This is a genomic window from Rhizobium sp. AC27/96 (genome assembly GCF_001692325.1).
GTDB lineage: Bacteria > Pseudomonadota > Alphaproteobacteria > Rhizobiales > Rhizobiaceae > Rhizobium.
On record NZ_LXKN01000018.1, the window covers coordinates 424,067 to 449,226 of the forward strand.

At 61.2% G+C, this 25,160-nt stretch carries 19 protein-coding genes; 14 read left to right on the forward strand and 5 right to left on the reverse strand.

The features are described from left to right. The 4 genes from cydB to cydD all read right to left on the reverse strand — a co-directional run bounded on the left by cydB (position 1) and on the right by cydD (position 6,255). Entirely contained in the window at positions 1-1,155 is a 1,155-nt protein-coding gene (cydB, locus tag A6U86_RS15610; RefSeq protein WP_068392776.1) for a cytochrome d ubiquinol oxidase subunit II, read from the reverse strand. A gap of 6 nt (positions 1,156-1,161) precedes the next feature. Then, positions 1,162-2,763: a cytochrome ubiquinol oxidase subunit I gene (locus A6U86_RS15615; protein ID WP_068392778.1), complete on the reverse strand. Its 1,602-nt coding sequence runs from the start codon at positions 2,761-2,763 to the stop codon at positions 1,162-1,164. Positions 2,764-2,842: 79 nt separating this feature from the next. Then, a complete protein-coding gene (gene cydC, locus A6U86_RS15620) occupies positions 2,843-4,534 on the reverse strand; it encodes a thiol reductant ABC exporter subunit CydC (RefSeq protein WP_068392779.1) in 1,692 nt (563 codons plus the stop codon). Further along, positions 4,531-6,255 carry a thiol reductant ABC exporter subunit CydD gene (gene cydD / locus A6U86_RS15625; RefSeq protein WP_068392780.1) on the reverse strand — a complete coding sequence of 575 codons (1,725 nt, stop codon included), beginning with the start codon at positions 6,253-6,255 and terminating at the stop codon, positions 4,531-4,533. The genes cydC and cydD overlap by 4 nt, the downstream gene beginning before the upstream one ends. Before the next feature lie 797 nt (positions 6,256-7,052). Between cydD and A6U86_RS15630 the strand changes: the two genes are divergently transcribed. The 6 genes from A6U86_RS15630 to A6U86_RS15655 all read left to right on the forward strand — a co-directional run bounded on the left by A6U86_RS15630 (position 7,053) and on the right by A6U86_RS15655 (position 14,286). After that, positions 7,053-7,487: a universal stress protein gene (locus A6U86_RS15630; protein WP_068392782.1), complete on the forward strand. Its 435-nt coding sequence runs from the start codon at positions 7,053-7,055 to the stop codon at positions 7,485-7,487. A gap of 99 nt (positions 7,488-7,586) precedes the next feature. Beyond that, positions 7,587-8,843, forward strand: coding sequence for an arsenic transporter (locus tag A6U86_RS15635; RefSeq protein ID WP_068392786.1), 1,257 nt, complete (start codon positions 7,587-7,589; stop codon positions 8,841-8,843). Positions 8,844-8,899: 56 nt separating this feature from the next. Beyond that, positions 8,900-9,502, forward strand: coding sequence for a TetR/AcrR family transcriptional regulator (locus tag A6U86_RS15640; RefSeq protein WP_068392790.1), 603 nt, complete (start codon positions 8,900-8,902; stop codon positions 9,500-9,502). A gap of 41 nt (positions 9,503-9,543) precedes the next feature. Beyond that, positions 9,544-10,521 (forward strand): zinc-binding dehydrogenase, encoded by a 978-nt coding sequence (locus A6U86_RS15645; RefSeq protein WP_068392793.1) that lies wholly within the window; start codon positions 9,544-9,546, stop codon positions 10,519-10,521. A gap of 102 nt (positions 10,522-10,623) precedes the next feature. Beyond that, positions 10,624-11,811 (forward strand): diguanylate cyclase, encoded by a 1,188-nt coding sequence (locus A6U86_RS15650; protein WP_068393985.1) that lies wholly within the window; start codon positions 10,624-10,626, stop codon positions 11,809-11,811. Between the two features lie 135 nt (positions 11,812-11,946). Then, positions 11,947-14,286 carry a heavy metal translocating P-type ATPase gene (locus tag A6U86_RS15655; RefSeq protein ID WP_068392796.1) on the forward strand — a complete coding sequence of 780 codons (2,340 nt, stop codon included), beginning with the start codon at positions 11,947-11,949 and terminating at the stop codon, positions 14,284-14,286. A 46-nt stretch (positions 14,287-14,332) separates the two neighbouring features. Here A6U86_RS15655 and A6U86_RS15660 read toward each other — a convergent pair whose 3' ends face one another. Continuing rightward, positions 14,333-15,127, reverse strand: a complete 795-nt coding sequence (locus A6U86_RS15660; RefSeq protein WP_068392800.1) for a helix-turn-helix domain-containing protein — start codon at positions 15,125-15,127, stop codon at positions 14,333-14,335. Between the two features lie 115 nt (positions 15,128-15,242). On the opposite strand from A6U86_RS15660, the gene A6U86_RS15665 reads away from it, so the two are divergent. The 8 genes from A6U86_RS15665 to A6U86_RS15700 all read left to right on the forward strand — a co-directional run bounded on the left by A6U86_RS15665 (position 15,243) and on the right by A6U86_RS15700 (position 25,100). Next, entirely contained in the window at positions 15,243-16,421 is a 1,179-nt protein-coding gene (locus A6U86_RS15665; RefSeq protein WP_068392803.1) for an NAD(P)/FAD-dependent oxidoreductase, read from the forward strand. Between the two features lie 12 nt (positions 16,422-16,433). Beyond that, positions 16,434-16,853 carry a hypothetical protein gene (locus A6U86_RS15670; RefSeq protein ID WP_068392805.1) on the forward strand — a complete coding sequence of 140 codons (420 nt, stop codon included), beginning with the start codon at positions 16,434-16,436 and terminating at the stop codon, positions 16,851-16,853. 261 nt (positions 16,854-17,114) lie between these two features. Beyond that, a complete protein-coding gene (locus A6U86_RS15675; protein ID WP_068393986.1) occupies positions 17,115-17,621 on the forward strand; it encodes an RNA polymerase sigma factor in 507 nt (168 codons plus the stop codon). 98 nt (positions 17,622-17,719) lie between these two features. Further along, entirely contained in the window at positions 17,720-18,655 is a 936-nt protein-coding gene (locus A6U86_RS15680) for a FecR family protein (protein WP_068392808.1), read from the forward strand. Positions 18,656-18,848: 193 nt separating this feature from the next. Further along, positions 18,849-21,245 carry a TonB-dependent siderophore receptor gene (locus A6U86_RS15685; protein WP_068392810.1) on the forward strand — a complete coding sequence of 799 codons (2,397 nt, stop codon included), beginning with the start codon at positions 18,849-18,851 and terminating at the stop codon, positions 21,243-21,245. Beyond that, complete coding sequence (locus A6U86_RS15690; protein WP_158008758.1) at positions 21,242-22,171, forward strand: ABC transporter substrate-binding protein; 930 nt, start codon at positions 21,242-21,244, stop codon at positions 22,169-22,171. The genes A6U86_RS15685 and A6U86_RS15690 overlap by 4 nt, the downstream gene beginning before the upstream one ends. Next, positions 22,171-24,153, forward strand: coding sequence for a Fe(3+)-hydroxamate ABC transporter permease FhuB (gene fhuB / locus A6U86_RS15695; RefSeq protein WP_068392815.1), 1,983 nt, complete (start codon positions 22,171-22,173; stop codon positions 24,151-24,153). Before A6U86_RS15690 ends, fhuB begins: the two co-directional genes overlap by 1 nt. A 164-nt stretch (positions 24,154-24,317) precedes the next feature. Beyond that, positions 24,318-25,100 carry an ATP-binding cassette domain-containing protein gene (locus A6U86_RS15700; RefSeq protein WP_244509976.1) on the forward strand — a complete coding sequence of 261 codons (783 nt, stop codon included), beginning with the start codon at positions 24,318-24,320 and terminating at the stop codon, positions 25,098-25,100. The last annotated feature ends 60 nt before the right edge of the window (positions 25,101-25,160 follow it).

Genomic DNA, 25,160 nt, shown 5'->3' on the forward strand with positions numbered 1-25,160 from the left:
TCAGTAGGCGTGACCGCCCTTGTCGTTGACGGTCTTCGCGTCGACCTTGCCCCACAGCACGCGGTAGACCCAGGCGGTGTAAGCCAGGATTATCGGCAGGAAGATGATCGTGACGACGAGCATGATGAACAGCGTCATGTGGCTCGACGAAGAGTCCCAAACCGTCAGGCTGGATCGCGGATCGAGCGATGATGGCAAGAGGAAGGGGAACATCGACAAGCCAACTGTCGAGATGATGCCGAAGATCGCAAGCTTGCTGAACAGCAGCACCGTCACTTCGCGCCGGCCGAGCAGCGCAAGCAGGGCGGCGGCCGTGCCGACAAAGCCAAGGACCGGGGCAACGATCATCCAGGGATGCGCGCTGTAATTGGCAAGCCAGGCTCCCGGACTATGCTCGGCGGTTTTGAGCAGCGGGTTGGACGGTCCGGTCGCGTCGATGACGCTGGAGATGCGATAGCCGTCGATCCCAATCCAGAGAAACACGCCACCCAGCGCGAAGAGCACGATCACCACCAAGGCAGCGATACTGCCGTAACGGCGAGCACGTTCCGCGACAACACCATCCGTCTTGACCCGGAGCCAGGCAGCGCCATGCATGACCAACATCGCGACGGACAGAACACCACAAAGGAGAGCATAGGGGTTGAGAAGCGCGAAGAAGGACCCTTCGTAATAGATCCGCATATCGTCATCGAACCTGAAGGGAACCCCCTGGAGAACGTTGCCGACCGCCACGCCGAAGATCAGCGAGGGAACGAAGCCGCCGATGAACAATGCCCAGTCCCAGCCGGTTTTCCATGCGGCACTATCCCGCTTCGACCGATACTTGAAGGCGACCGGTCGCAGGATCAGAGCAAATAGGATGGCAAACATGGCGAGATAGAAGCCGGAGAAGGATACCGCGTAAAGCGGCGGCCAGGCAGCGAAGATGGCGCCGCCGCCAAGGATCAGCCAGACCTGGTTTCCTTCCCAGGTCGGGCCGATCGAGTTGATGGCAATGCGCCGCTCCGTATCCGTCCTTGCGACGAATGGGAGAAGCGTGCCGACGCCAAGGTCGAAACCATCGGTGACAGCAAAGCCGATCAGCAGCACGCCGAGAAGCAGCCACCAGATGATGCGCAGGGTCTCGTAGTCGATCAATTCATGCAGGATCATGATAGGTCACTCCGCAGCCGGAACGAGGTTTTCGGAGATCAGCTTGGCCTCCGGCTTGTCATCCGGATCGGGGCCTTTGCGGATCGCCTTGATCATCAGCGTCATCTCGATGACGATGAGGGCGGTATAAAGCGCGGCAAAACCGAGAATGGTCAGAAGCACGGTGCCGGCGCCGAGATTGGAGACCGCAGCCGCCGTCGGCAGCACGCCTTCGATGATCCATGGCTGGCGGCCAAACTCGGCAACCACCCAACCCAGTTCGATGGCGACCCAGGGCAGCGGAATGGCGAAGACCGCGACCCTCAGCAGGAGCGGATATCGGTCAAGCTTGCGCCGCGCCGACAGCCAGAAGAAGACCGCCGTCAGCAGGATGAAGAACATGCCGAGCCCGACCATGATGCGGAAGGACCAGAACAGCGTTGGCACATGCGGAATGGTATCGCGCGTCGCCTGTGCAATCTGCTCCTCGGTCGCCTGGCGCGGGTCGTTGACATAGCGCTTTAGCAAGAGCGCGTAGCCGAGCTGATGACCGATATCCTCAAAGGAGGAGCGCGCCTCGGTGATGGCGACATCCTGCGTGGTTTCGCCCGCAGTTGCCGGCTTTGCGGCACGGATCTTCATCAGCGCGTCATAGGCCTTGATGCCCTGGCGAATATTGTCCTTGGCCTCGGCCTCGAGCTTGTCGATACCGGGAATTTCCGTCGTCAGCGAGCGGGTGCCGATCAGGCCCATGACCCAGGGGATGTGCACGGCGTAATGCGTCTCGCGCGCCTCCTGATCCGGAAAGCCGAAGGCGGTGAAGGCGGCCGGTGCCGGCTCGGTCGTCCACATGCCTTCGATTGCCGCGAGTTTCATCTTCTGATGCTCCGTCGTCAGATAGCCGCTCTCGTCACCGAGCACGACCACCGAAAGCGCCGAAGCAAGACCGAAGGATGCCGCGACCGTCATGGAGCGTTTCGCCAGCTCGACGCTGCGGCCCTTCAGCAGATACCAGGCAGAGACGCCGAGTACGAAGATGGAAGCACAAACGTAGCCGGCCGAAACCGTGTGGACGAATTTCGCCTGCGCCACGGGGTTGAAGACGACATCGAAGAAGCTGGTGATCTCCATGCGCATGGTCTGCGGGTTGAGCGCCGACCCCACAGGGTTTTGCATCCAGCCATTGGCGATTAGGATCCAAAGCGCCGAGAAATTCGAGCCGAGCGCGACGGCCCAAGTGGCCACGAGATGCCCGACCTTGGATAGCTTGTCCCAACCGAAGAAGAACAGGCCGACGAAGGTCGCCTCCAGAAAGAAGGCCATCAAGCCTTCGATCGCAAGCGGCGCGCCGAAGATGTCACCGACATAATAGCTGTAGTAGCTCCAGTTCATGCCGAACTGGAATTCCATCACAATGCCGGTGGCGACGCCGAGTACGAAATTGATGCCGAAGAGCGTTCCCCAAAACTTCGTCATCTGCCGCCAGATCTGACGGCCGGTCATCACATAGGTCGTCTCCATGATGGCAAGCAGCACGGAAAGGCCGAGCGTCAGCGGCACGAACAAGAAGTGATACAACGCCGTCATGGCAAACTGCAGGCGCGATAGCGCCACGATATCAAGTTCCATAGTCTTTCTCCCACCCCCTACGGTGTGTCTGACAGGAATGCGGCGCCATTCGACGCGCCGCGGGCATGTTGTCTGCTCCTCAGTCCGGCCGAAGCCGGGCGAGAAGCGTTTCGAATTCCGGTGTTCCGCGCCGTGCTGTCGCGGTGATCTGACCGCCATCCAGAAGTACGATGCGGTCGGCTATTTCAGCCTCGCGGCGAATGTGGGTGGCGATGACAAGGCTGCGACCGGCCGCCGCTGCGGCCAATCTTTCAATAACCGCGCGCGCCGTCTTCGCATCAAGGCCTTCCGTCGGTTCATCGAGAAGCCAGATGGGTGTTTCCCGCAGCAGAAGTCTGGCGAGCGCCAGCTGGCGCAACTGTCCGCCGGAGAGACCACTGCCGCCCTCGCCGAGCCGGGTCGAAAGACCATGCGGCAAGGCTTCGATGTCCTCGCATAGCCCCGCCGTCGCAAGCGCTTCCAGCAGTCGGCTATCGTCAGCATCCGGCGCGGCCAGCTGCAGATTGCCGCGCACAGTGTCCTGAAACAGCTCGCTGCGCTGCGTCAACCTCGCCGTCGACAGACAGGCAATAGAGCCGCTGTTCGCAGCGATCTCGCCCGCCAGCAATGCCAAAAGTGTCGATTTTCCCACTCCGCTCGGCCCGACGACGGCCAGTCGTTCGCCGATTGCCAACGACAGAGACAGACCCGGCAGAACGGGCCGTGCAGCACCTTCATGCCCGGCGACGGCATTCTCGACTTTGAAGGCCCAGCCCGCCTCCGGCACAGCTATCTTCTGTGCCGTGGCAACAGGGCTCAACCGTGGAGCTATGCGCTTGGCGGCAAGCAAGGTGCGCCCGAGTTCGAGGGCGCCGCGTCGCATGGCCGCAAACGGCTCCGTGGCAGCGAAAGCAATGAGGAGTGCGAAGGCAGCAGCAGGCGCGCCGATGGTTCCCGCTTTGGCAAGCAGCGCGACGGTCAGCAGGGTCGCAGTCAACAGCAAGGTCGACGCCAGAGAGAAGCCGGCCGCAACCGCGCTGTCGATACGGTTGAGAGCATCATCCGCCTGCGTCAGACGGCGATCCGCCTCGGCAATCGTCTGCTGTTGCGCCTGCAACTGCGCGACCATTGCCAGCTCGGTCTGACCGGCCACAAGATCGATACTGCGGGCCCGCAAGGCCTCCATCGCATGAGCGCGCCGCCGCCCCGGCTTCAGCGCCATGCGCGCAGCGACAAGCGAAAGACCAAGACAGATGGTCACGAGCCATAGTCCCGCAAGGCCGCCAAGCATCGGATCGATGAAACAGAGCGCGATCGTGACGGCAATAGCGGCAAGGACAGCGACAACGGCCGGCACCAGCACGCGCAGATAGAGGGAGTCGAGCGCATCCACATCATTCGTCAGCCGAAAGAGCAGCTTTGCCGGCCGGCGGATCATCGATGAAGCTGCGGCAGGCGCGGCCCAACCGCGAAACAGCCGCTCGCGCAGCGCCGCAAGCGCCTTGAGCGTGGCGTCATGCGTGACGATCCTTTCGCCGTATCGGGTGGCTGTGCGGCCGATTGCCAGCATGCGAATGCCCGCCGATGGCGCAAAGACATCGAAGACCATGGCGCTTGTGACCGCCAAGCCGGCGAAAGCCGAGGCGGTGATGAACCAGCCGGAGAGCCCCAGCAGTCCGCCGCCAGCAAGCATCGCCAGGGCCGAGAGGCCAGCACCGAGCGCAAGACTCGCTCCGCGTTCGATCCAGAACAGCTTGATGACAGGAATGAGAGCCGTCAGCGATCGTTTCATGCGGCCGCCCTCCGCGCCTGTGCATCCAGGCTGATAATGCGGCCCAGACGTCCGGCCAGAACCGGATCATGGGTGGCGACGATCAGGATGCGTCCCTCGGCAAGCGCAAGCAGTGCATCTGTCACGGCCGAGGCCGTCTCGGCGTCGAGATGTGCTGTTGGCTCATCCGCGAGAATGATATCGGCCTGTTCATCGACCATCATCCGCGCCAGCGCCAATCGCAGCGCTTCACCGCCGGAAAGACCAAGACCTCCCTCCCCGACTGCCGCTACGCGCTCGGCAGTGAAGACCCGATCGAGAGCAACACCTGCAAGGGCAGCCGTAACCGCGCCCCGGTCGATATTGGCGCGTCCAAGAGCGACATTGCGCATGACACTGCCGGCAAAGACATGGGGCGATTGGCCTATCCAGGCCATGCGACGGCGCAATTCATCTGCAGTATCGTCCCTCAACGGCATGCCGCCGATTCGAATGATACCCGCCTCGTGGCGCGCCAGTCCTGCGATCAACGAAAGGATGCTGGTCTTGCCGGAACCGCTCGCGCCCCACAGCGCCACATGTTCCCCTGATGCGATCGACAGATCGAAATGATCGATGACAGGTTTGCGCTCCGGCTCGTGGCGAAAGACCACCCCTTCCATGTCAACCGAAGCAGGGCCATTGGACACCAAGGATTTCGCATCGCTGCCGCCGAGAATGGTCTGTTGCGATGTCGCCAGATCTTTCAACGCCGCAAGAGCCGCCTCGCCATTGGCGCGGTCATGCCAGACAACAGACAATTCGCGCAGCGGCTCGAAGAAAGCCGGAGCGAGCAGAAGGATAAACAGCCCCTGCGTCAGCGTCAGTCGGCTCCCCCAGATGCCGACATCGATCGATCCAAGCAGGCTGAAACCCACATAGACAGCAGTGGCGGCAACGCCGAGGGCGGCGAAGAATTCGAGGACCGCCGAGGACAGGAAGGCGATCCTCAGCACAGCCATGGTGCGGACCCGCAACGATTCCGCATCCGCCCGCAGCCGCAACGCCGTCGCATCGACAGCGTCGAGCGCACGAATGGTGGCAAGGCCACGCAGCCGGTCGAGCAGAAAGGCGTTGATACCGCCGGTTTCGGCAAGCTGCTTTTCGCTCGCAGCCTGCGCACGCCAGCCGATCAACGCCATGAAGATCGGGATCAACGGCGCGCAGAGAGCCAGGACGAGCGCTGCGACCCAGGAAATCGGCAGAATGCAGGCGAATAAGACCAGCGGCACGGCGCTCGCCCTCAGGCGGGCGGGACGAAACCGTGCAAGATAGGGAACTATCGCCTCGGCCTGCTCACCCACAACGCTTGCCGCCAGCCCCGATGCCGGCCTGGAGCTATCGAGCGGCGAACGCCGCGCAAGCGATGCTGCGGCAGCGGCGCGATGGACGCTCAATTCGCGGCGAGCCGCGCGGAAACACAATCGGCCACCAACAGCATCCAGTGCAGCGCGCAAAATACCAAGTCCGGCAACGACCGCGGCGGGAACTGCCACCTCGCTCACGCCGCCGCCCTGGCTGATCGCTCCGACGCCGATTGAAAGCATCGCGGCCTGACCGACCCACAGCAGCGAGGAAAGACAGAGAATGGCTGACGCTGGACCCAGGCCGGCAACCCGCTTCGTGGATCGATCTGACGCGGCCTCGGGAGTATTGTTGCTTGCCGAAATGCTCGAACCCTGAGCCTCTCGTCTTTCCAACATTCCATCGCTGGCGGAGGAAACACTCACCTTGGCCGACCCTTTCCAATCTCGTACCATCAAGGATGGGTCCGTCGACGGCCGAAGAACGCGTGATCCGCTTCGCGGACGCATCTTTCCCTCGCCGAACCCAGAACAAACTTGCCGCAATCGAAGATATCGGACCGCTAATATGACTGGCTTTCCAGCTCTTGTCAGCGACAAGAGTAACATAGCCCGTCTCGCCGCCAGGTTGATAAGGCAGCAAGTTGTTCGCGACATGGTTCTAGGCGGATTGTGCACTGCGCAAAAGCGCACAGGATGTCGCAGGAGATGTTCAGGGCGATGACAGATTGACGCAGAACACCCTGTTATCGTTTCGAAATAGCGAAATCGGCAGCTCGCATCCGCATCGTCAGAACCCAACCGGTGGCCGGGACAATTTTGCAATGCAACATAATGTCGCGACCTGTGAACACCGGCTAAATGAGCAATGGAGTGCCGCGCGCATGTCCGAAAGGTCGGGTTGCTCGCGCTACAAGCATATGTGACAGCGGTGATTTTTGACCGCAATGATTGTTCTTCCGGACACGGATCGCCGAATCACCCCTTCGCAGCCATACTTCCCGTTGCGTTCGTTTTTGATAACAGCAAGCGTTCTCGAACGCGGTGCGGCCCATGTCGACCCTCACGAGAGACTTGACGGGCGGCGCCATTATCGATGTGCTGGACAAGCGACTAATTATGCAGGCAAATTCAGCCTGAGATCGCGAACGGAATTTGCGGACGGTTCGGATGTCCAGGCGTTTAGGGAGATTGGGATGTATGACAGGGTTATGTGTGCGATCGGGCTCGGATCACGCGAGCGTGCCGAGCATCTGCTGCGCACGTCCCAGGCCCTCCTCAAGCCGAACGGCCAGCTGACGGTAGTCCACATCGTCGAACGCTTTCCCTCGGGACATGAAAGCCCGGACGAATGGGCCGTGTCGGTGATCGGAGAAGCCGAGGAAAAGCTCAATACCCTTTGCAGGCGTCTCGGCATCACCGCGACGATCGATGTGCGCACCGGCACGGCGTCGAAAACCTTGCTGATCATTGCCAAAGAGAGGAAGGCGGATCTGATCGTCCTGGCGACGCATGCCTCCGACATTCTCGATCGCATCTTCGGCTCGACCGTGGAATATGTCATCCGACATGCCGAATGCTCCGTCCTCATCGATCGTGCCGAAAGGTCGGTAACAGCAGGCAAAAACTAGCGAACTTCGCCTCCTATCGCGCAATAACCTTGTGACTGCTTGCTTTGCGGTTTGAGAGTGTTACATACCCGCTTCCATCCGGCACCCAAGATGATCTGAATGACCGAAGCCGCCATCACCTGGAGTATTGCCGGACTGACTGCCCTCGGCGTCGTTGCTCGCCCGTTCCGGTGGCCGGAAGCCGTTTGGGCGGTGCTTGGTGCCGCCCTGCTCCTTGCCTTTCAGTTGATCGGCCTCGCCGATGTCTGGGCAGGCGTATCCAAGGGCTTCGATGTCTATCTCTTCCTGATCGGCATGATGTTGCTATCAGAACTTGCCCGCCGCGAGGGATTGTTCGACTGGGTCGCGGCGATTGCCACTTCCCATGCCAAAGGCTCACCACGGCGGCTGTTTCTGCTCGTCTACGTCGTTGGTGTTGTCGTTACCGTGTTCCTCTCGAACGACGCCACCGCGGTCGTCCTCACACCCGCGGTCTATGCCGCCTGCCGCGCGGCCCGGGTCAAGGACCCCATGCCCTACCTGCTGGTCTGCGCCTTCATCGCCAATGCCGCCAGCTTCGTCCTGCCGATTTCAAATCCGGCCAATCTTGTCATCTTCGCCGGCGGCGAAATGCCTCCGCTGTCGCGCTGGATGGCAACATTCCTGCTGCCGTCGATCGTCTCGATCGTTGTAACCTTTGTCTGCCTGTACTGGACGCAAAGACAAGCGTTGGCCGAAGACACCATCGCGCCCGGCGTCGAACAACCGGCCCTGTCGCAAAGCGCCAGGCTGGCAGGATGGGGACTTTTGGTAACGGCGCTGATCCTGATCGGCGCATCGGCCATGCATCTCGATCTCGGCATCCCCACCTTTGCTGCCGGTATCCTCACGACAGTCATCGTTCTTGCCATCACACGACAAAGCCCAATCGAGACCATCCGGGGGATAAGCTGGAGCGTGCTGCCGCTCGTTGCCGGACTGTTCGTCATCGTCGAGGCGGTCAACCACACCGGCCTCACCTCTCTTCTATCCGAAAGGCTTGCGTCTCTCGCGGCTCAATCGCAGGCGCAGGCAATCGGGGCGGCAGGGCTTTCTGTCGCGATCGTCTCCAACCTCGTCAACAATCTGCCGGCTGGCCTCTTTGCCGGCAGCGCGGTGCAGGCTGCCCATGTTCCCGATGCGATTGCCGGCGCCTTGCTGATCGGCGTTGACCTCGGCCCCAACCTTTCCGTCACCGGTTCGCTCGCCACCATTTTGTGGCTAGCCGCCTTGCGCCGCGAAGGCCTTCACATGGGCACCTGGGCTTTTCTGAAGCTCGGTATCGTCGTGATGTTCCCGGCGCTGATCCTGTCTCTGGCAGCCCTTCTGTTGATATAGGACCAAACAAGGACCGCCTTGTAGACGACCGGTCGATTATTTGTTACCCACTGGCCATGGTGACCAGAAAGAAATCCGATCTGACACGCAATCATATTCTCGAAATCGGGCGGGAACTCGTATTGCGTAAGGGTTTTGGCGGCGTGGGGCTGAAGGAACTGCTCGAGCAGAGCGCAGTGCCGAAGGGATCTTTCTATTATTACTTTGCCTCCAAGGAGGCGTTTGGCTGCGCCCTGCTGAAAGACTATTGCGCTGACTATGCCCAGCGCCTTGATACGCTTTTCGGCTGGAAGGGAACCGGTCGCCAGCGGTTGATGCACTACTGGAACGCATGGCTTTCGGACGGCAATGCCGGCAGCCTTGCGGATCGGTGCCTCGTCGTGAAACTCGCCGCGGAAATCTCCGATCTTTCGGAAAGCATGCGGGTGATCCTGCTCGGCGGTGTCGACGATCTCCTTCGACGCATCACTACAACGCTTACCGAAGGGCGCGCGGACGGCTCCATCTCCCCCGCTTGCGTCCCGGAGAAAATGGCTCGCTCGCTCTATAGCCTTTGGCTCGGTGCGGCGATCCTGGCCAAACTTGGAAAAGACAAGACACCACTCGATCAGGCCCTGTTTGCCACCGAGCAAGCCCTTTCCGCTCCCGGCAGTCTTTGACCCAGGCCGGGACCGACATATCAACATGCAAGGAAATCAAAATGCGTAGCGCCATTCACGAAGTCTTCGGCGACCCGGCTGCAGTTCTTCGTCTTGCCGAAATGCCTTTGCCGCAGCCGGACGCCGGACAAGTACGGATTCGCACGATTCTATCCCCCATCCACAATCATGACCTTTGGACGGTGCGAGGCGCCTATGGCTACAAGCCGGTCCTGCCAGCCATTGGCGGCAGCGAGGCTGTGGGTATCGTCGATGCGATCGGCGCTGGCGTCGATGCGGCGCTGATCGGCAAGCGCGTCGTCGTGGCCGGCGTTCATGGAACCTGGGCCGAGCACTTCACCGCACCTGCCGCAAGCCTTGTTCCCGTGCCTGACATCATCAGCGACGAGGCCGCTGCACAGCTCATCGCCATGCCATTCAGCGCCATCGCGCTTCTGGAGTTCCTCAACGTCGAGAAGGGCGATTGGATCATCCAGAACGCGGCAAATGGGGCCGTCGGCAAGACCCTGGCCATGCTGGCGCATAGTCGCGGCGTCCATATCGTCAATCTCGTTCGGCGCGACGCCGGCGTCGAGGAATTGGCCGAATTCGGCATCGAGAATGTCGTCTCGACGGCGTCGCCTGATTGGAAGGCCAAGGTGCGCGCCATCGTCGGGGACGCCCATATCCGGGCGGCGGTCGATTCCGTTGGCGGTGTTGCAAGCAACAATCTGGCCGATCTGCTGGGTGAGAACGGCGTCCTTGTTTCCTTCGGCACGGCCGCGGGCAAGCCGATGCACATTGCCTCGGGTGCGATCATCTTCAAGCAGCTGACCATCAAGGGGTTCTGGGGCAGCAAGATCAGCGCGGCGATGCCCACCGAAGAGCGCAAGCGATTGATCGGCGAACTGATCTCACGCGTTGCCTCCGGCGACGTCAAGCTGCCGGTGGAAGCGGCCTATGACATGACGGAGATTGCCGAGGCGGTGAAATCTTCCCTCGCCCCCGGCAAAGTGGGCAAGGTTCTGCTGAAACCGTAATCTCACTCCTATGTGACTCCCGTGGCATCTCACGATTCTTTAGACCCTGATCAGACTTTTGCGTTATCACACGCAAAAGTCTGATGAGTCGGAGAAGCATTGGTGAGCGCCGTGACATTGGAAGAGGTTGACGATCAAATCCGCAACGGATTTCGGCTACTTCGTTTCAAACCGGCTATAGAGTCGCTCTTCCTCAAAGACTATGCGGTAACCCGCGTCAGATTGGCGCCTGTCTGGGCCATCGTCGGCACGTTGATCTATGATCTGGTCTATTTCGGCGACCGCACCATGATGGCGGACGTCTTTTCGCAGCTTGTGCTGGTGCGCTTCGGCATTTTCACGCCCTTTGCACTGTTCAGCGTCGTGGCATTGCGGCGATGGCCGAGTGCTTTGAATTACGACCTTCTCGCCATCGGCGTGGCCGTGCTTGGCGTGCTGCTGCCGATGTCGGTCGCCATGCACAGCGGCAGCCCGTATCTGTTCGTCTATCAGAACGGCAATGTCGCCGCCTTTCTGTTCTTCGTCATCGCCCTCAGGCCCCGGTTCGCGACGATCCTTATCGGGCTTGTGTTGATGTGTACGGTGCAGTTCACGACCACGAAGCTCAGCGGCGCCTTCGATGATGTCGTCTACACCGGCATCATCACCTTCTATGTGACTTTGGCGATCTTCCTGGTGCTGAGCGCCTATTTTACCGAGCACAAGGACCGGCTGAACTTCCTCAATCAGCTTCGCGGCAGCCTGCTGCATGTGCAGCTGGAGCAGAAGTCGGAACGGGACGAACTCACCGGCCTCTTCAACCGTCACTCGCTCGACCGCGTGCGCTCATCGATCTGGCGCGCGAACGGCGAGATTGCGTCTGTCGCGATCATCATGCTCGATATCGACCGGTTCAAACTGTTCAACGACGTCCATGGGCATATGGAGGGCGACGATTGCATTCGCGCCGTCTGCCAGTGCATCTCGCGGGAGATCGGCGCCAACGGGACGGCATTCCGTTTCGGTGGAGAGGAAATTCTAGTGCTATTGCCCGATACCAATTGCGAGGTGGCCTACGCCATCGCCGAAAGAACCCGGCGCTCCATCGAAGCCCTCGGGATTCGCCATCGTGGGCTCGACGACGGGCATGTGACCGCCAGCCTTGGCGTCACCTGTGGCAAGACCTCGCAAGAGTCGCTCGAGGACCTCCTCAAGACAGCTGACGCCGCACTTTATGAGGCAAAACGGGCGGGCCGAAACACTGTTACCGTGGCACATGTTCCGATGAAGAGCCACAGCCATGAGACCTAAACGTCTGACCAACATGGTATTTTGGTGAATTCCCACCATTCGCAGGCGCCATGCAAAAATCCTAAAATTCGCTCTTGTCTCTCTAGTAGCTAGAGGATGTAGCAATGGTTCCAACAGCGAAATTGGAACCTGAACATGACTTCGACAACACAACAGAGCCGCTATCGCGTGGAGGGCATGGACTGCGCTTCCTGCGCCACGAAGATCGACATCGCCATTCGGCGCATGCCGGGAGTAGAAGACGTGTCCGTGTCTGTCACGGCAGGTACGATGACCGTCAAGCATCAGGACGATGCCACCCTCGCGCCGGCCATTACCAAGCGGGTTACCGGCCTGGGCTACAAAGTCATCCCGCTTCCCCAAAGCGTGGCGCCAACAGTGGTGAAGGTCGAGGAAGACGGCCACGCCCGCGGCTGCTGCCACGATCATCATGACAACAAGGCGCATGACCATGAAGGGCACGATCATGATCACGAGCACGGCGATCATGATCATGGTGCGAGCGACCACAGGCATGATCATGCCGGACACAGCCACGGCTCCCAGGAGCAAGAGGCGGCTGTCGCAGGTCTCCATGGTCATGATCATGGGCCGACCACGGGGCCCTGGTGGAAATCGTCGAAGGGTCGTTTGACCATAGCCAGCGGCGCAGCCGTTGCAGTCGCCTGGATCATCGGCAAGATGGTGCCTGGGCTGGATGCCTGGATCTTTACCGCCGCCATGCTGGTCGGCCTCATTCCGATTGCGCGCCGCGCCTTCATGGCCGCTATGGTCGGAATGCCGTTCTCGATCGAAATGCTGATGACCATCGCTGCCATCGGCGCTGTCATCATCGGCGCGAGCGAGGAGGCAGCAGCCGTCGTCTTCCTGTTCCTGATCGGCGAATTGCTGGAAGGTGTCGCGGCGAGCAAGGCACGCGCCAGCATCCAGTCGCTAACGGATCTCGTGCCTAAGACCGCGCTCATCGAGGAGAATGGCAAGACCCGCGAAGTGCAGGCTGAAAGCCTGGCCGTCGGCGCCACTATCCTGGTTCGCCCCGGCGATCGAATTCCGGCTGACGGTATCATTTTGTCCGGCGAAAGCGCCATCGACGAAGCGCCCGTCACCGGCGAAAGCATACCTGTACGCAAGGGCACTGACGCTACCGTCTTTGCCGGCACCGTCAACGGCGATGCGGCGCTTCGCATCCGCGTCACCGCCGCCGCCGCCGACAACACCATCGCCCGCGTCGTCAAGCTGGTCGAGGAAGCACAGGAATCGAAGGCTCCAACCGAGCGGTTCATCGACCGTTTCTCGCGCTACTATACGCCGGGCGTCGTCGTTGTCGGCGCGCTCGTCGCCGTCATCCCGCCGCTGTTTCTCGGCGGCCCTTGGGGTGAATGGGTCTACAAGGGTCTGGCAATCCTGCTGATCGGTTGCCCTTGCGCCCTGGTTATTTCGACGCCTGCCGCCATCGCCGCTTCGCTATCATCGGGCGCACGGCGCGGCCTTCTCCTCAAGGGCGGAGCCGTGCTGGAAAACATCGGCAAGGTGACCGCTGTTGCATTCGACAAGACGGGCACGCTGACGGAAGGCAAACCGAAGGTCACAGACATCGTCGGCCTCGGCATGGACGGCGCCGCGGTGTTGCGGCTGGCGGCAGCTCTCGAAACCGGCTCGAACCACCCGCTCGCCCGCGCAATCCTTGATCGGGCCGCTGCAGATGGCATCGACATCCCTCAGGTCATCGATGCAAAGGCAATCGGCGGCAAGGGTGTGAGCGGCACCGTTGAAGGTATCGAGGTTTTCCTCGGCTCGCCACAGGCGGCGGCAGACAGGGTTTCACTGTCCGAGGACCAGTTCGTCCAAATCGCCAAGCTCAACGACGAGGGCAAGACCGTCTCCCTTCTCCTGGTCAAAGGTGCTGCCGCCGGCCTGCTCGCGATGCGTGACGAGCCGCGTGCCGATACGGCTGCAGGCCTGAAAGCGCTCACGGATGCCGGCATCAAGACGATCATGCTGACTGGTGACAACAGACGCACCGCGGAGGCCATCGGCAAGACGCTTGGCATCGAAGTCAGGGCAGAACTGCTGCCCGAGGACAAGCAGCGGATCGTCGGCGAGTTGAAGCGCCAGGGCTTCCGCGTCGCCAAGGTCGGCGATGGCATCAACGACGCCCCGGCGCTCGCTGCCGCCGATGTCGGCATTGCCATGGGCGGCGGCACCGACGTCGCGCTTGAGACAGCGGATGCAGCCGTACTGCATGGCCGTGTGGGCGACGTCAGCGAGATGATCGACCTTTCGAAGCGGACCATGAGCAATATCGGCCAGAACATCACCATTGCGCTCGGCTTGAAGGGTGTGTTCCTTGTTACCACGATCATCGGCATCACCGGCCTGTGGCCGGCGATCCTCGCCGACACCGGGGCAACAGTGCTGGTCACCATCAACGCCCTGCGGCTCCTTCGCGTCAAACGGCGGCGCGTGGCGGCCTAAAACAGGAGGATATCCTCTGCGGACGCCGAACGAGCTTCGGCGTCCGTCAGGATTTCCTGACGGAAAAATACCGACGTGGCGACAGGCCGAATGCTTTCCTGAACATGGCGATGAAACTGCTGGCGCTCGCATAGCCCAGGCCATCCGCCACTTCGATGATCGATTGGCCCGCAGTCAGATATTCGAGTGCAAGCAGCAATCGGGCTTGCTGCCGCCAACTGGCAAAGGACATGCCCGTTTCCACATTGAACAGCCGCCTCGCCGACCGCTCGGAGATGCCGGCCTGCTGCGCCAGTTCATGAAAGGTTTGCTCGCGGGCGAGATCCGCGAGCACGGCTTCGGCAATACGGAGCACGCGCCGATCCGCGGGCATGGGCAGATGCAGACTTTCGGTCGGCGCCGCGCGAACCTCATCCATCAACACAGCAGCAAGACGGCGCTGCGGCGGCGAAAGCCTTTCCTCCCAATGCCAGGTGGCGGTCCTTTGCACCAGCGCGCGCAAGACCTCGGTGACGCTCAGAACGCATGGGGTTTTCGGCAAGCCGGCGCTCGCCGCTGGCGTCAGCAAGATCCCCCAGCCGCTCAAGACGCCATTGGTGCTTGCCTTGTGCATCACACCAGGCGGAATCCAGCCTGCTCGGCGCGGCGGAAGCAACCATGAGCCCGCCGGCGTGCGCATGTGCACGAGCCCGCTTTCAATACAGAACAGCTGGCCGCGCGCATGGCAATGCCAGTCATATTCGAAGGTCCCGAGACGGAATGGGCTGCCGGGCTCATCCGACCCCCAGAAGGTAACAAGCGGCGGTCCATCAAGGCTGTCGCCAATGTTTTCAAGGTCCACGTTTGTTTGACCGGTTTGCGATATTTATAGTCCGAATGTCATTATCACGTTCACGGCTCCCTGCGCTATCGTTCTTGCGAACTGAGTTTGCAACCGGAATGGAACCGAAGAATTCATGCAGGATTTTCATGTCGTCATCGTCGGCGCGGGCCTTGGGGGCCTGTGCCTCGCACAGGGTTTGAAGCGTGCTGGCATCGGTTTTGATGTCTATGAACGCGATCCGGCGCCCGATAGCCGCATTCAGGGCTACCGCATCCGGATAGACGCCGACGGGCAAAGAGCGCTGCGGGCGTGCCTGACACCCGAACTCTTTGACCTCTTTCGAGCGACGGCCTCCGTCAGCGCCTCGGCCGGACGCTTCCTGACGCCACAGCTTCTGCCCATCTCAGGCCGAACGCCCGCAAGCTGGACCACGGATGAGGACGAGGACGCAGGCGATGTGAGCGTCAACCGGCAGACCCTTCGCGAAATCCTGCTATCTGGGCTCGAAGACCATGTTCATTTCGGGCATGGATTCACTAGATATCGCTGCATGGGTGATGGATCTGTAGAGGCTCTGTTCGAAGGCCTCTCTCCAATATTCTGCAACCTGCTGGTCGGCGCGGATGGCGTGAATTCGGCGGTGCGTCGACAGTTGATCCCCTATGCGGAACCGATCGATACAGGGTCGATCTGCATTTATGGCAAGATCGAGTTGCCACTGGCGATGGATTCCGACGTGTTCAGCGATGGCACCACCGTGATCTTTGCCGATGGCTGCACAGCGATCTTCGACGCCATGCGTTTTGCCGACGATTTTTCGAAGCTGGCTGCAGGGCATGCGCCCCGTTGCAAACTGACGCCGATGGCCGACTATCTCTATTGGGCTTTGATCGGCCCGGTTCAGCGACTGGGTCTGAAGAACTACGATCACGCGCAAGACCTGCCGATCCTGCTTCGGACTGCGCTGCGCGGCTGGCATCCAGATCTCAAACAGATCATCACCCGCAGCAAACCAGAGGCCGTGGCTGCCCTGCCCGTTCGAAGCGGACGCCCCGATGCCCTCTGGCCGTTCGGCTCTGTGACGCTTCTGGGGGATGCGATCCATGCCATGAGCCCGGCTGGAGGCCTTGGCGCGAACACGGCGCTCGAGGATGCGCGTGTGCTGGCGAAAATCCTTGCCGATGCCCGCGCGGCCGCAAGGCCGGCCAATATCGCGCTGCTCGACTACGAAGCCGATATGCGCGAACGAGCGGGCCGCGCCATCGATGCGTCCGAACGCGGCGCAGCAATGCTGTTCAAAGATATTGCTTGAGGGAAAAATACCATGACAATCGACACAACCACCTTCACCTTTCACGATGTCTCCCTGTGGCCGATCGTCCGCCAGAGCGCTCAATCGGTACGGCCGGGCTATGCTGCACAATGGGAGCGGGAGATGGATACTTTCCTCGCCATCTCCATGCCCTTCGTCGTGATCATGGAAGGCGACCAGCCGGCCGAAGATCATGAGGATCGTAAGACAAGAGGCATCTGGCTGAAGAGAAACAAGACGGCTCTTGCCACGGTCTGCAAGGCCGTCATCGGCATCGAAGCCAGCGCCATCAAGCGCGCTGCCATCCAGGTTCAGATGAGCCTGGCGACGAAAGCATTCGGCACCCGCATGGAAATTGTCGCCTCGCCGAACGAGGCGCTCGAACTCGCCGAGAAAATCCTCAAGGCAAAAGAGGACCGAGCTACTGGCTGATATCTGCCCCGGCTCCTGTAACAATACGTTGCTCAATGGCAACAGATGTTTAAAAACATGAAATTTATAGTCAAGATAAGTCCCGGCCGCGCGGCAAGCGAGTCGAGCAAAAGCAAGCACTTATCGGGGCGGCGCGCTCATAACCATGGAGCGCGCACCTCAATTTTAGAAACGATCTAATAGATTGAGATTGCGGGGAATTTATCGATCACCTACAGCCGACATTCAGGCCTTTCGAGGCTTGAAGTCTGGATGAAGTCGATGAATGCCAAGACCTTTGACATCGCTGGTTTGTACGTTTCCGAACAAGGGCGCCTGCGCCAGCTCGTCAGACGCCTTGTCGGCAACAGGGCGACGACGGAAGATCTCGTCCATCAGGCTTTCATCAAGCTGCTCGCAGCCGCGGATGCCGGCAATCTCGACAATTGCCCGGCCTATCTGACGACGACGGCGCGCAACCTCGCGCTCAATCATCTCCGTGATCTCAAGCGGCACGGCGAAATCGGCATTCCGGACGCAGAGCTCCACGTCGTACCCGACGCCCGCCCCTCGCCGGAAATGACGGCGGTTTATCGCTGCGAGTTGCGGCGCGTTCTGCAGGCGGTCGCATCGCTGCCGCCGAAACGCCGCGAGGCCTTCGTCCTCAACAAATTCGAGGGCATGAGCTACGACGAAATCGCCGCCCGTCAGGGCATTTCCCGCAACACCGTGATTTCCCACATTGTTATCGCCCTTGCCGATCTCGACCGGAAGATCGGTCGCAATTAATCCGGTTTCCCATTCATTAGATTGCTCGCCTGAAGTGTCATTGGGAATAGAGGCCTTGACACACCGGAGCGGGCCGAACGCCCGGACTGTGAAGCGATATGAACGAGGACGCCACCGATCCGATCGTCATGGAAGCCTTGGAATGGTTCGTGCGGATGCGCGACGACAAGGTTACGGCGGCCGACCGACAGGCCTTCGAGGCCTGGCTCACCGCGAATGACGCCCATGTCGCGGCCTGGAAGCACGCACAGGCGCTCTGGGCACGTTTCGACATCATGCAGCCGGAATTCGATCGAATGCGCCGCGGCCGACCGCTGCTGTCACGACGCAATTTCGTCCTGGGCTCCGTCGCGATCATCGGCGGACTTGGAGGCCTCTATGCCATCAATCAGCCAGGCCTCTTTGCCCAATACAAAACCGATATAGGCGAACGCCGGACGATCGGCCTGGCCGACGGCAGCACAGTCGAGCTTGGCAGCTATTCGGCGCTCTCGACGCATTTCAGCGAGACTGAGCGGCGGATCGAGCTTTATCGCGGCGAAGGCTTCTTCGATGTGTCACCCGATCCGGCTCGCCCCTTTCTGGTCGATGCCGGCGGTGGCAGCACTCGGGCGCTCGGGACGAAGTTCGATGTGAAGTTCGTCGAAGATCTGGTCACCGTCGCGGTCAGCGAACATGCCGTGCAAGTGCAGGGAGGCGGCTTTTCCAACCTGCGACTGGAAGAGGGATGGCAGGTCAGCTATGGCCTCAACGGCCTCGGCCAGCCGACCGAGGCAAGTCTCGACACCGTCGAAGCATGGCGCAGCGACCGGATCATCTTCCAGGACGTGCCCCTGCGACGCGTATTGGCGGAGCTGGAGCGCTATCGGCGCGGACGCATCATTCTCGTGGATAGCAGCATCGGCGACATACCCGTTACGGCGATTTTTGAAACGGCCCGTACCGAGAGCGCTTTGCAGACGATCGCAGACACACTTGGCATCCGCCTCCTGAACGCGGCCAATTATGTCACGCTCGTCTACCGCTCCGGCTAAGTTCCAAAAACATGAATTTTCTTCTCAACTCATTCATTAGCTCCGCCCACTCGGGTGTCTAACTTTTCGAGGCCATCGAACCGAGGCCTTCTTGAGCAGCAATCCCGCATTGGCGGGCACAGGATGCAGGTGGGCGATGCAGTACCGCGGACATGATACTCGGAGATCTCAGCAAAACGACGGAGCCGGCAAATTGCGCCGTAACCGCTCCCTTGCATTCGCGCTGCTGGTCACGACCGCGCTCGGCACCATCATTGCTGCCCCTGCGCCAGGATTCGCGCAAGCGGCCGAGAAAACCGGCCGTGCGGCGTATAACATCCCGCCGCTGCCTCTGTCCCAAGCTCTCGTTCAATTTTCGAAGGTGACCGGCATCCAGCTTTTCTTCAGCGCCGATGTCGCGCGCGGCATAGGCTCGAGAGGTGCCAGCGGATCGCTGACCCGCACCGAAGCGCTGGACAAGATACTGGCCGGATCAGGCCTGACCTATCATTTCACCAACGCAACGACAGTGACGATTTCCAACCCGGCCGCTGCAGCTGCAGGAGCGGCGGCGGCCAATGGAGCAACGACGCTCGCTCCCATCGTGGTGCAGGCGGCCAAGCAGAATGGTTTCGTCTCGAGCGACGGCAATGTCGCGTCGAAGTCGGGCATCCCGTTGCTGGAAACGCCGCAATCCGTGCAGGTCGTCACCAAAGCTCAGCTCGAGGTTCAAAAGCCGCAGACCGTCCGCCAGGCCATTGCCTATTCGGCCGGCGTGACCACGCCTGACAGCCCTGACAACCGGCTGGACAATTTTCTGGTTCGCGGATTCCAGATCGACCAATATTATAATGGCCTGAAGCTCCAGCAGGGAACCTGGGCCGTGCCGAAGGTCGATCCCTTCTTCCTCGACAGCATCGAAGTCCTGCAGGGTCCGGCCTCGGTTCTCTACGGCCAGGGATCGCCCGGCGGTCTTCTCAACATGGTCGGCAAGAAGCCGACGGATGAACCGCTGCATGAGATCCAGTTTCAGACCGGCAGCTACAACCGCGCCCAGGCAGCCTTCGATTTCAGCGGACCAGTGAACGACGATGGCACATTGCTCTATCGCCTGACCGGATTGGGCCGCACGACCGGCACCCAGGTCGAGAACCAGCGCGAAGAGCGCGTCGAGATTGCCCCATCCGTGACGATCAAGCCGGACGAAGATACCAAGCTGACCATCCTCGGAGATTACCTCAACGACCCGAGGGGCGGATTCTGGAGCCGTCTGCCGGGAACCGGAACCATATTGCCCACCAGCCGTGGCACCTATTTCCCGACCGATCTCTTCACGGGCGACAAGGATTTCGATCACATGCGGCGCCAGCAGCAAAGCATCGGATACGAATTCGAGCACCGCTTCAACGATATCTGGACCATACGGCAGAATGTGCGCTTCCAGCACATGAGCGTCGACTATGCCGAATTGCAGGCCGCCGCTCTAGCCGCCGATGGCCATACATTGAGCCGATCGGCCTATACGGCGCAGGAACAGCTCAACACGCTTGCGATCGATAACCAGGCCGAAGCGGACTTCGATACCGGGCCCGTCGCGCACAAGGCCATTCTGGGATTGGACTACCAGTATAAGAACTGGAACAATCTCACCCATTATGGCGCAGGCCCGTCGCTCGATCTCGACAATCCCGACTATACGCAGGCCGTGAAGCTTCCCCCCATTTTCCAGAATGCCAGCCAGAGACAGCAGCAGTTCGGCATCTATGCGCAGGACCAGCTCAAGCTTGATAATTGGGCGCTGCTATTGTCCGCTCGCCAGGATTGGGCTTCGACCGACAGCGACAACTACCTGAAAAACGCGACCACCGATCAGAACGACCACGCCTTCACATGGCGCGCCGGCCTGACCTACCTCTTCGACAATGGCTTAGCGCCCTATGCGAGCTACGCAACCTCCTTCAACCCCACGCTCGGCGTCAACGCCTCCGGCGACCCCTTCAAGCCGACCACCGGCGATCAATATGAGGTCGGCTTCAAATACCAGCCGACGGGCTATGACAGCTTCATCACCGCGTCGCTCTACGACTTGAAGCAACAGAACTTCCTGACCAGCACCCTGACGACACCCGTGGTCCAGACACAGGTCGGAGAGGTCAGAAGCCGGGGCGGTCAGATCTCCGGCGTTGCCAGCATCAATGACGAGCTCAATCTGACAGCCTCCTACGCCTATCTCAGCAACGAAATCCTGAAGGCGAGCGACGGCACGGCGGGCAACCGCATCGCCAATCTGCCTGCCAACACCGCATCGCTATGGGCCGACTACAAGTTCCAGGATGGAACGGCCGACGGACTGGGCCTCGGCTTCGGCGTCCGCTACATCGGCAGCCGCTACGTCACCAATGCCAACACGGTGAAGATACCCGACCATGTGGTATTCGATGCGGCGGTGAACTACGATCTCGGAAAGCTCTCAAACGAGATGCGCGGAGCGACATTTGCCTTGAACGTATCGAACCTGTTCGACAAGCACTTCATCAGCGATTGCACCGCGGCTGGTTGCGTGTACGGCATGCGCCGCACCGTCTTCGCCACGCTCGGGTACAAATGGTGACGAGAATAGCAAAGGGCTCCATGGCCGGCATCGGGCGACGCGCGGTGCTGGCAGGTCTCGTAGCCACATGGGCGGGCGGCATATCCCTGCGGGCGGCCGGGCTGCCCGACGCTCCAGCGGCAGACGCTCCACGCATCGCCGCCTTGGACTGGGGCATTGCCGCGACGCTTATGGCTCTGGGTGTCGTGCCGGTCGGCGTGCCCGCACCACGCTGGTGTGACCGCTACGTCGTCGACCCGGTGCTGCCGGCTTCCGTCGTCGATGTCGGGCTGTTGTTTACGCCGAATTTCGAGGTGCTGCTGGCGCTTGCTCCCAGCCTGATCGTCACCACGCCAACCTTGCAGCAGGCAGCGCCGATGCTTCAGCGCATCGCACCCGTCTATGGCGACCTGTTGTTCCAGCCGGCACCCGACGTTCTTGAAATCGCCGAGCGCGGGACACTCGGCCTTGCCGACAGGATCGGCATCCGCGATGCAGGCGAACGCCTCGTTGATTCCACGCGCGTCGAACTGAACATAGCTCGCCAGCGCCTCTCGGGCTATGCCGGAAGGCCCGTGCTGCTGGCAAGTCCGCTTGATAACCGGCATGTCAGCCTGTTCGGCCTCAATAGTCTCTATGGTGGCGTGCTGCGGCATATCGGCCTGCCGCTCGCTGAGCCGAATATATCGGGTGAATTCATGATCGTCGGGCTTGAGAAGCTCGGAGCCTATAACGACGCCACGATGGTGCTGATCGATAGCCCGCTTGCTCCGGGTATGGGGAGCCGGCTGACGGAAAATCGTCTATGGCGAACGTTCCCCTTTGTCCGCGAGGGGCGATTGCGTGCGATACCCACCGTGCTGGGCTCCGGCGGATTGCCATCCGCATCTCGTTTCGCGCGTCTGCTCGCCGCCGCGTTGAGCGACAATGGCAAGGAAACGCCGTGATGCTGGCACAAGACAAGTTTCGTCCAAGTCCGGCCGCGATCATCCTATGCCTGTTTCTGGCCGCTCTGGTTTCCGCTGCAATGCGGCTCTCGGACTTGCTGCCTATGCACGATTGGTGGCAGGTAGCCTCCAATCCCGATCTCAATTCCTACGTGCAGGTTCTCGTTCACGACAGCGTCCTGCCTCGCTTCCTCATCGCGCTGGTCGCCGGGGGTGCGTTGGGACTTTCGGGCACGATCTTCCAGCAGGTGCTGCGCACGCCGCTTGCCGATCCATCGACGCTCGGCGTTTCGGCCGGTGCCTATCTTGCGCTGGCGCTTGCAACCCTTTGGTTTCCCGCCTTGGCATTGTCGGTGCGCGAGCTGATTGCTCTCGCCGGCGGGCTGGTGGCTTTCGCGCTCGTTTTCCTGATCGCATGGCCCCATCGTCTTTCGCCGGTGGCGCTGATCCTCGCCGGTCTCGTTGTCACTTTCGTATGCGGGGCGGTCTCGGCCGCCGTCAGTCTGTCCTACAGTCTGGGCATGACCGGGCTGTTCGTCTGGACGAGCGGCTCGCTCACGCAGAATGATTGGTCGGCGGTTTCGCGCTTGTTTCCCTGCACGCTGTTCGGTTGCGTCGCTGCTGCGTTTCTGACGCGGCCGCTCGAATTGCTGTCGCTCAACGACGAAGGCGCGAGATCACTTGGCCTGCCGCTCTTTTACGTGCGCCTGCTGGCAATCGTCCTCGCCGTCCTGCTCGCCGCCTTTACCGTCAGCGCCGTCGGCGTCATCGGCTTTGTCGGGTTTGCCGCGCCGTTTATCGCGCGCGCGGCGGGCGCTCGCAGATTGCCGCACCGCATGGTCGCCAGCGTCGCGATCGGCGCGATCCTGCTGCTTGCCGCCGACGAGGCGCTCCAGCAAGCCGCGCGTTTCATGCGCGAAATTCCAGCCGGTGCCGCGACTGGCCTTCTCGGCGCGCCCCTTATCGCCATCTTCCTGCGGCGCCTGCCTGTCGTGGAAACACCCACCGCGCCAATCGCCGAGAACCGCAACCATCGCCCCCTTCTCTACCTCGCAATCACTGCAGCCGTGCTGCTTGTGGTGATCTGGGTTTCGCTGTCTCTCGGCCCTTCGCTGGGTGGCTGGAGCTTCGCATCGCCATCACAGATGCAATCGCTATTGATCTGGCGTCTGCCGCGCCTGGCGGCCGCTGCTTCTGCCGGCATTCTCTTCGCGCTCTCGGGAACGATCATCCAGCGCATGACGAGCAATCCGATGGCAAGCCCCGAAGTCATCGGCGTCAGCACGGGCGCCGCCCTCGGCATCCTGCTGCTGGTCCTGCTCGCACCAAGTTTCACGCCGCTATCACAGCTCGCCGCTGCGGCTGCCGGCGCAATCGTCAGCCTGATCGCCGTTCTGCTCATGGGGTATCGCAGCCGTTACAATCCCGACCATGTGCTGCTTTTCGGCATCGCGATCAACACCGCTTTCGCGGCCTTGATTGCGGTCCTGCTCGGTACAGGATTGCCTAGGGTATTCGGGGTCATGCAGTGGATGGCGGGTTCGACCTACAGCACGACCCCGATGCAGGCGACGATCGCAGTCACCGTTGCCGCCATCATATTGCCGATCGCGCCATTCTTTACCCGCTGGCTCGATCTGCTGCCGCTGGGCGCTGCGTCCTCGAAGGCGCTTGGCCTCAGCACATCGGCCAGTCGGGCGGCACTTCTGCTGCTCTCGGCCATTTCCGCTGCAGCGGCGACCCTGCTCATCGGCCCCTTGAGCTTCGTCGGCCTGATGGCGCCGCACATTGCGCGAACGCTCGGCTTCCAGCGCGCGCTTCCGCATATGATTGCCGCCGCTTTGACTGGAGCCGCCATCACCACATGTGCTGATTTCATCGGGCGCGTCGCGCTTTTTCCAAACCAGCTGCCGGTCGGCATCGTCGCAACGCTGATTGGCGGCCCCTATTTTCTCTGGCTGATGCGAAAACAAGTGCGTTAAACTCAAGAATAACTATAGCAATGCGGACGCATATCTTGGTAGGACGTGAGCGTACCATCGAGTGTCCGCCAGCGGGTCGACCGGTGCGAAGAGACGAAGGACTATGAATGATGATGACGAGTGGTTCCGAAGCACGCGCCGTGCCTCCTGTCGACATTTCGGCAATGGGTGGCGAAGATCTTTTCCGGCTCGAAGGGGTCTCCTTTGCAGTCGCCGGCCGGACGTTGCTACAGCCGCTCACCCTGACGCTCGCGCCTCGGCAGATCGTCGGCCTCATCGGCCATAACGGTTCCGGCAAGTCGACGCTGCTGAAACTGCTCGCCCGCCAGCAGCAGCCGGCCGGCGGCATCATCCGCTTCGAGGGCAAGCCGCTGACGGAATGGGGCGATCGCCCCTTCGCCCGCAAGGTCGCCTATTTGCCCCAGGCTACGCCAGCTGCCGCCGGCATGCTGGTACGCGAACTCGTTGCACTCGGACGCTATCCCTGGCATGGCGCGCTTGGCCGTTTCGGCCAGACCGATCGCGACAAGGTCGAGGAAGCCATGAAGCTGACCGACGTCGCCGGCATGGCCGACCGGCTCGTCGACACGCTCTCGGGCGGCGAGCGCCAGCGCGTCTGGCTTGCCATGCTGGTTGCCCAGGACGCCGAATGCCTGCTGCTTGACGAACCGATCTCGGCGCTCGATGTCGCCCATCAGATCGAGGTACTGTCGCTTGTGCAAAGCCTGAGCCACGCGCGGGGCCTCGGCGTGGTGGTCGTGCTGCACGACGTCAACATGGCCGCGCGCTTCTGCGACCACATCATTGCCCTGCATTCGGGCAGGATCATCGCCAACGGACCGCCGGAAGACATCCTCACCACCGAGGCGTTGCGCGCCATCTACGGCGTCGACATGCACATCATCCAGCATCCGGCCTCGGGCCACCCGGTCGCCATCCCGACCTGATTGATCGCTGAGCCAGACGGACAGAACGCATCAGTGAATGTTCTCGCCGATGCGTTCCAT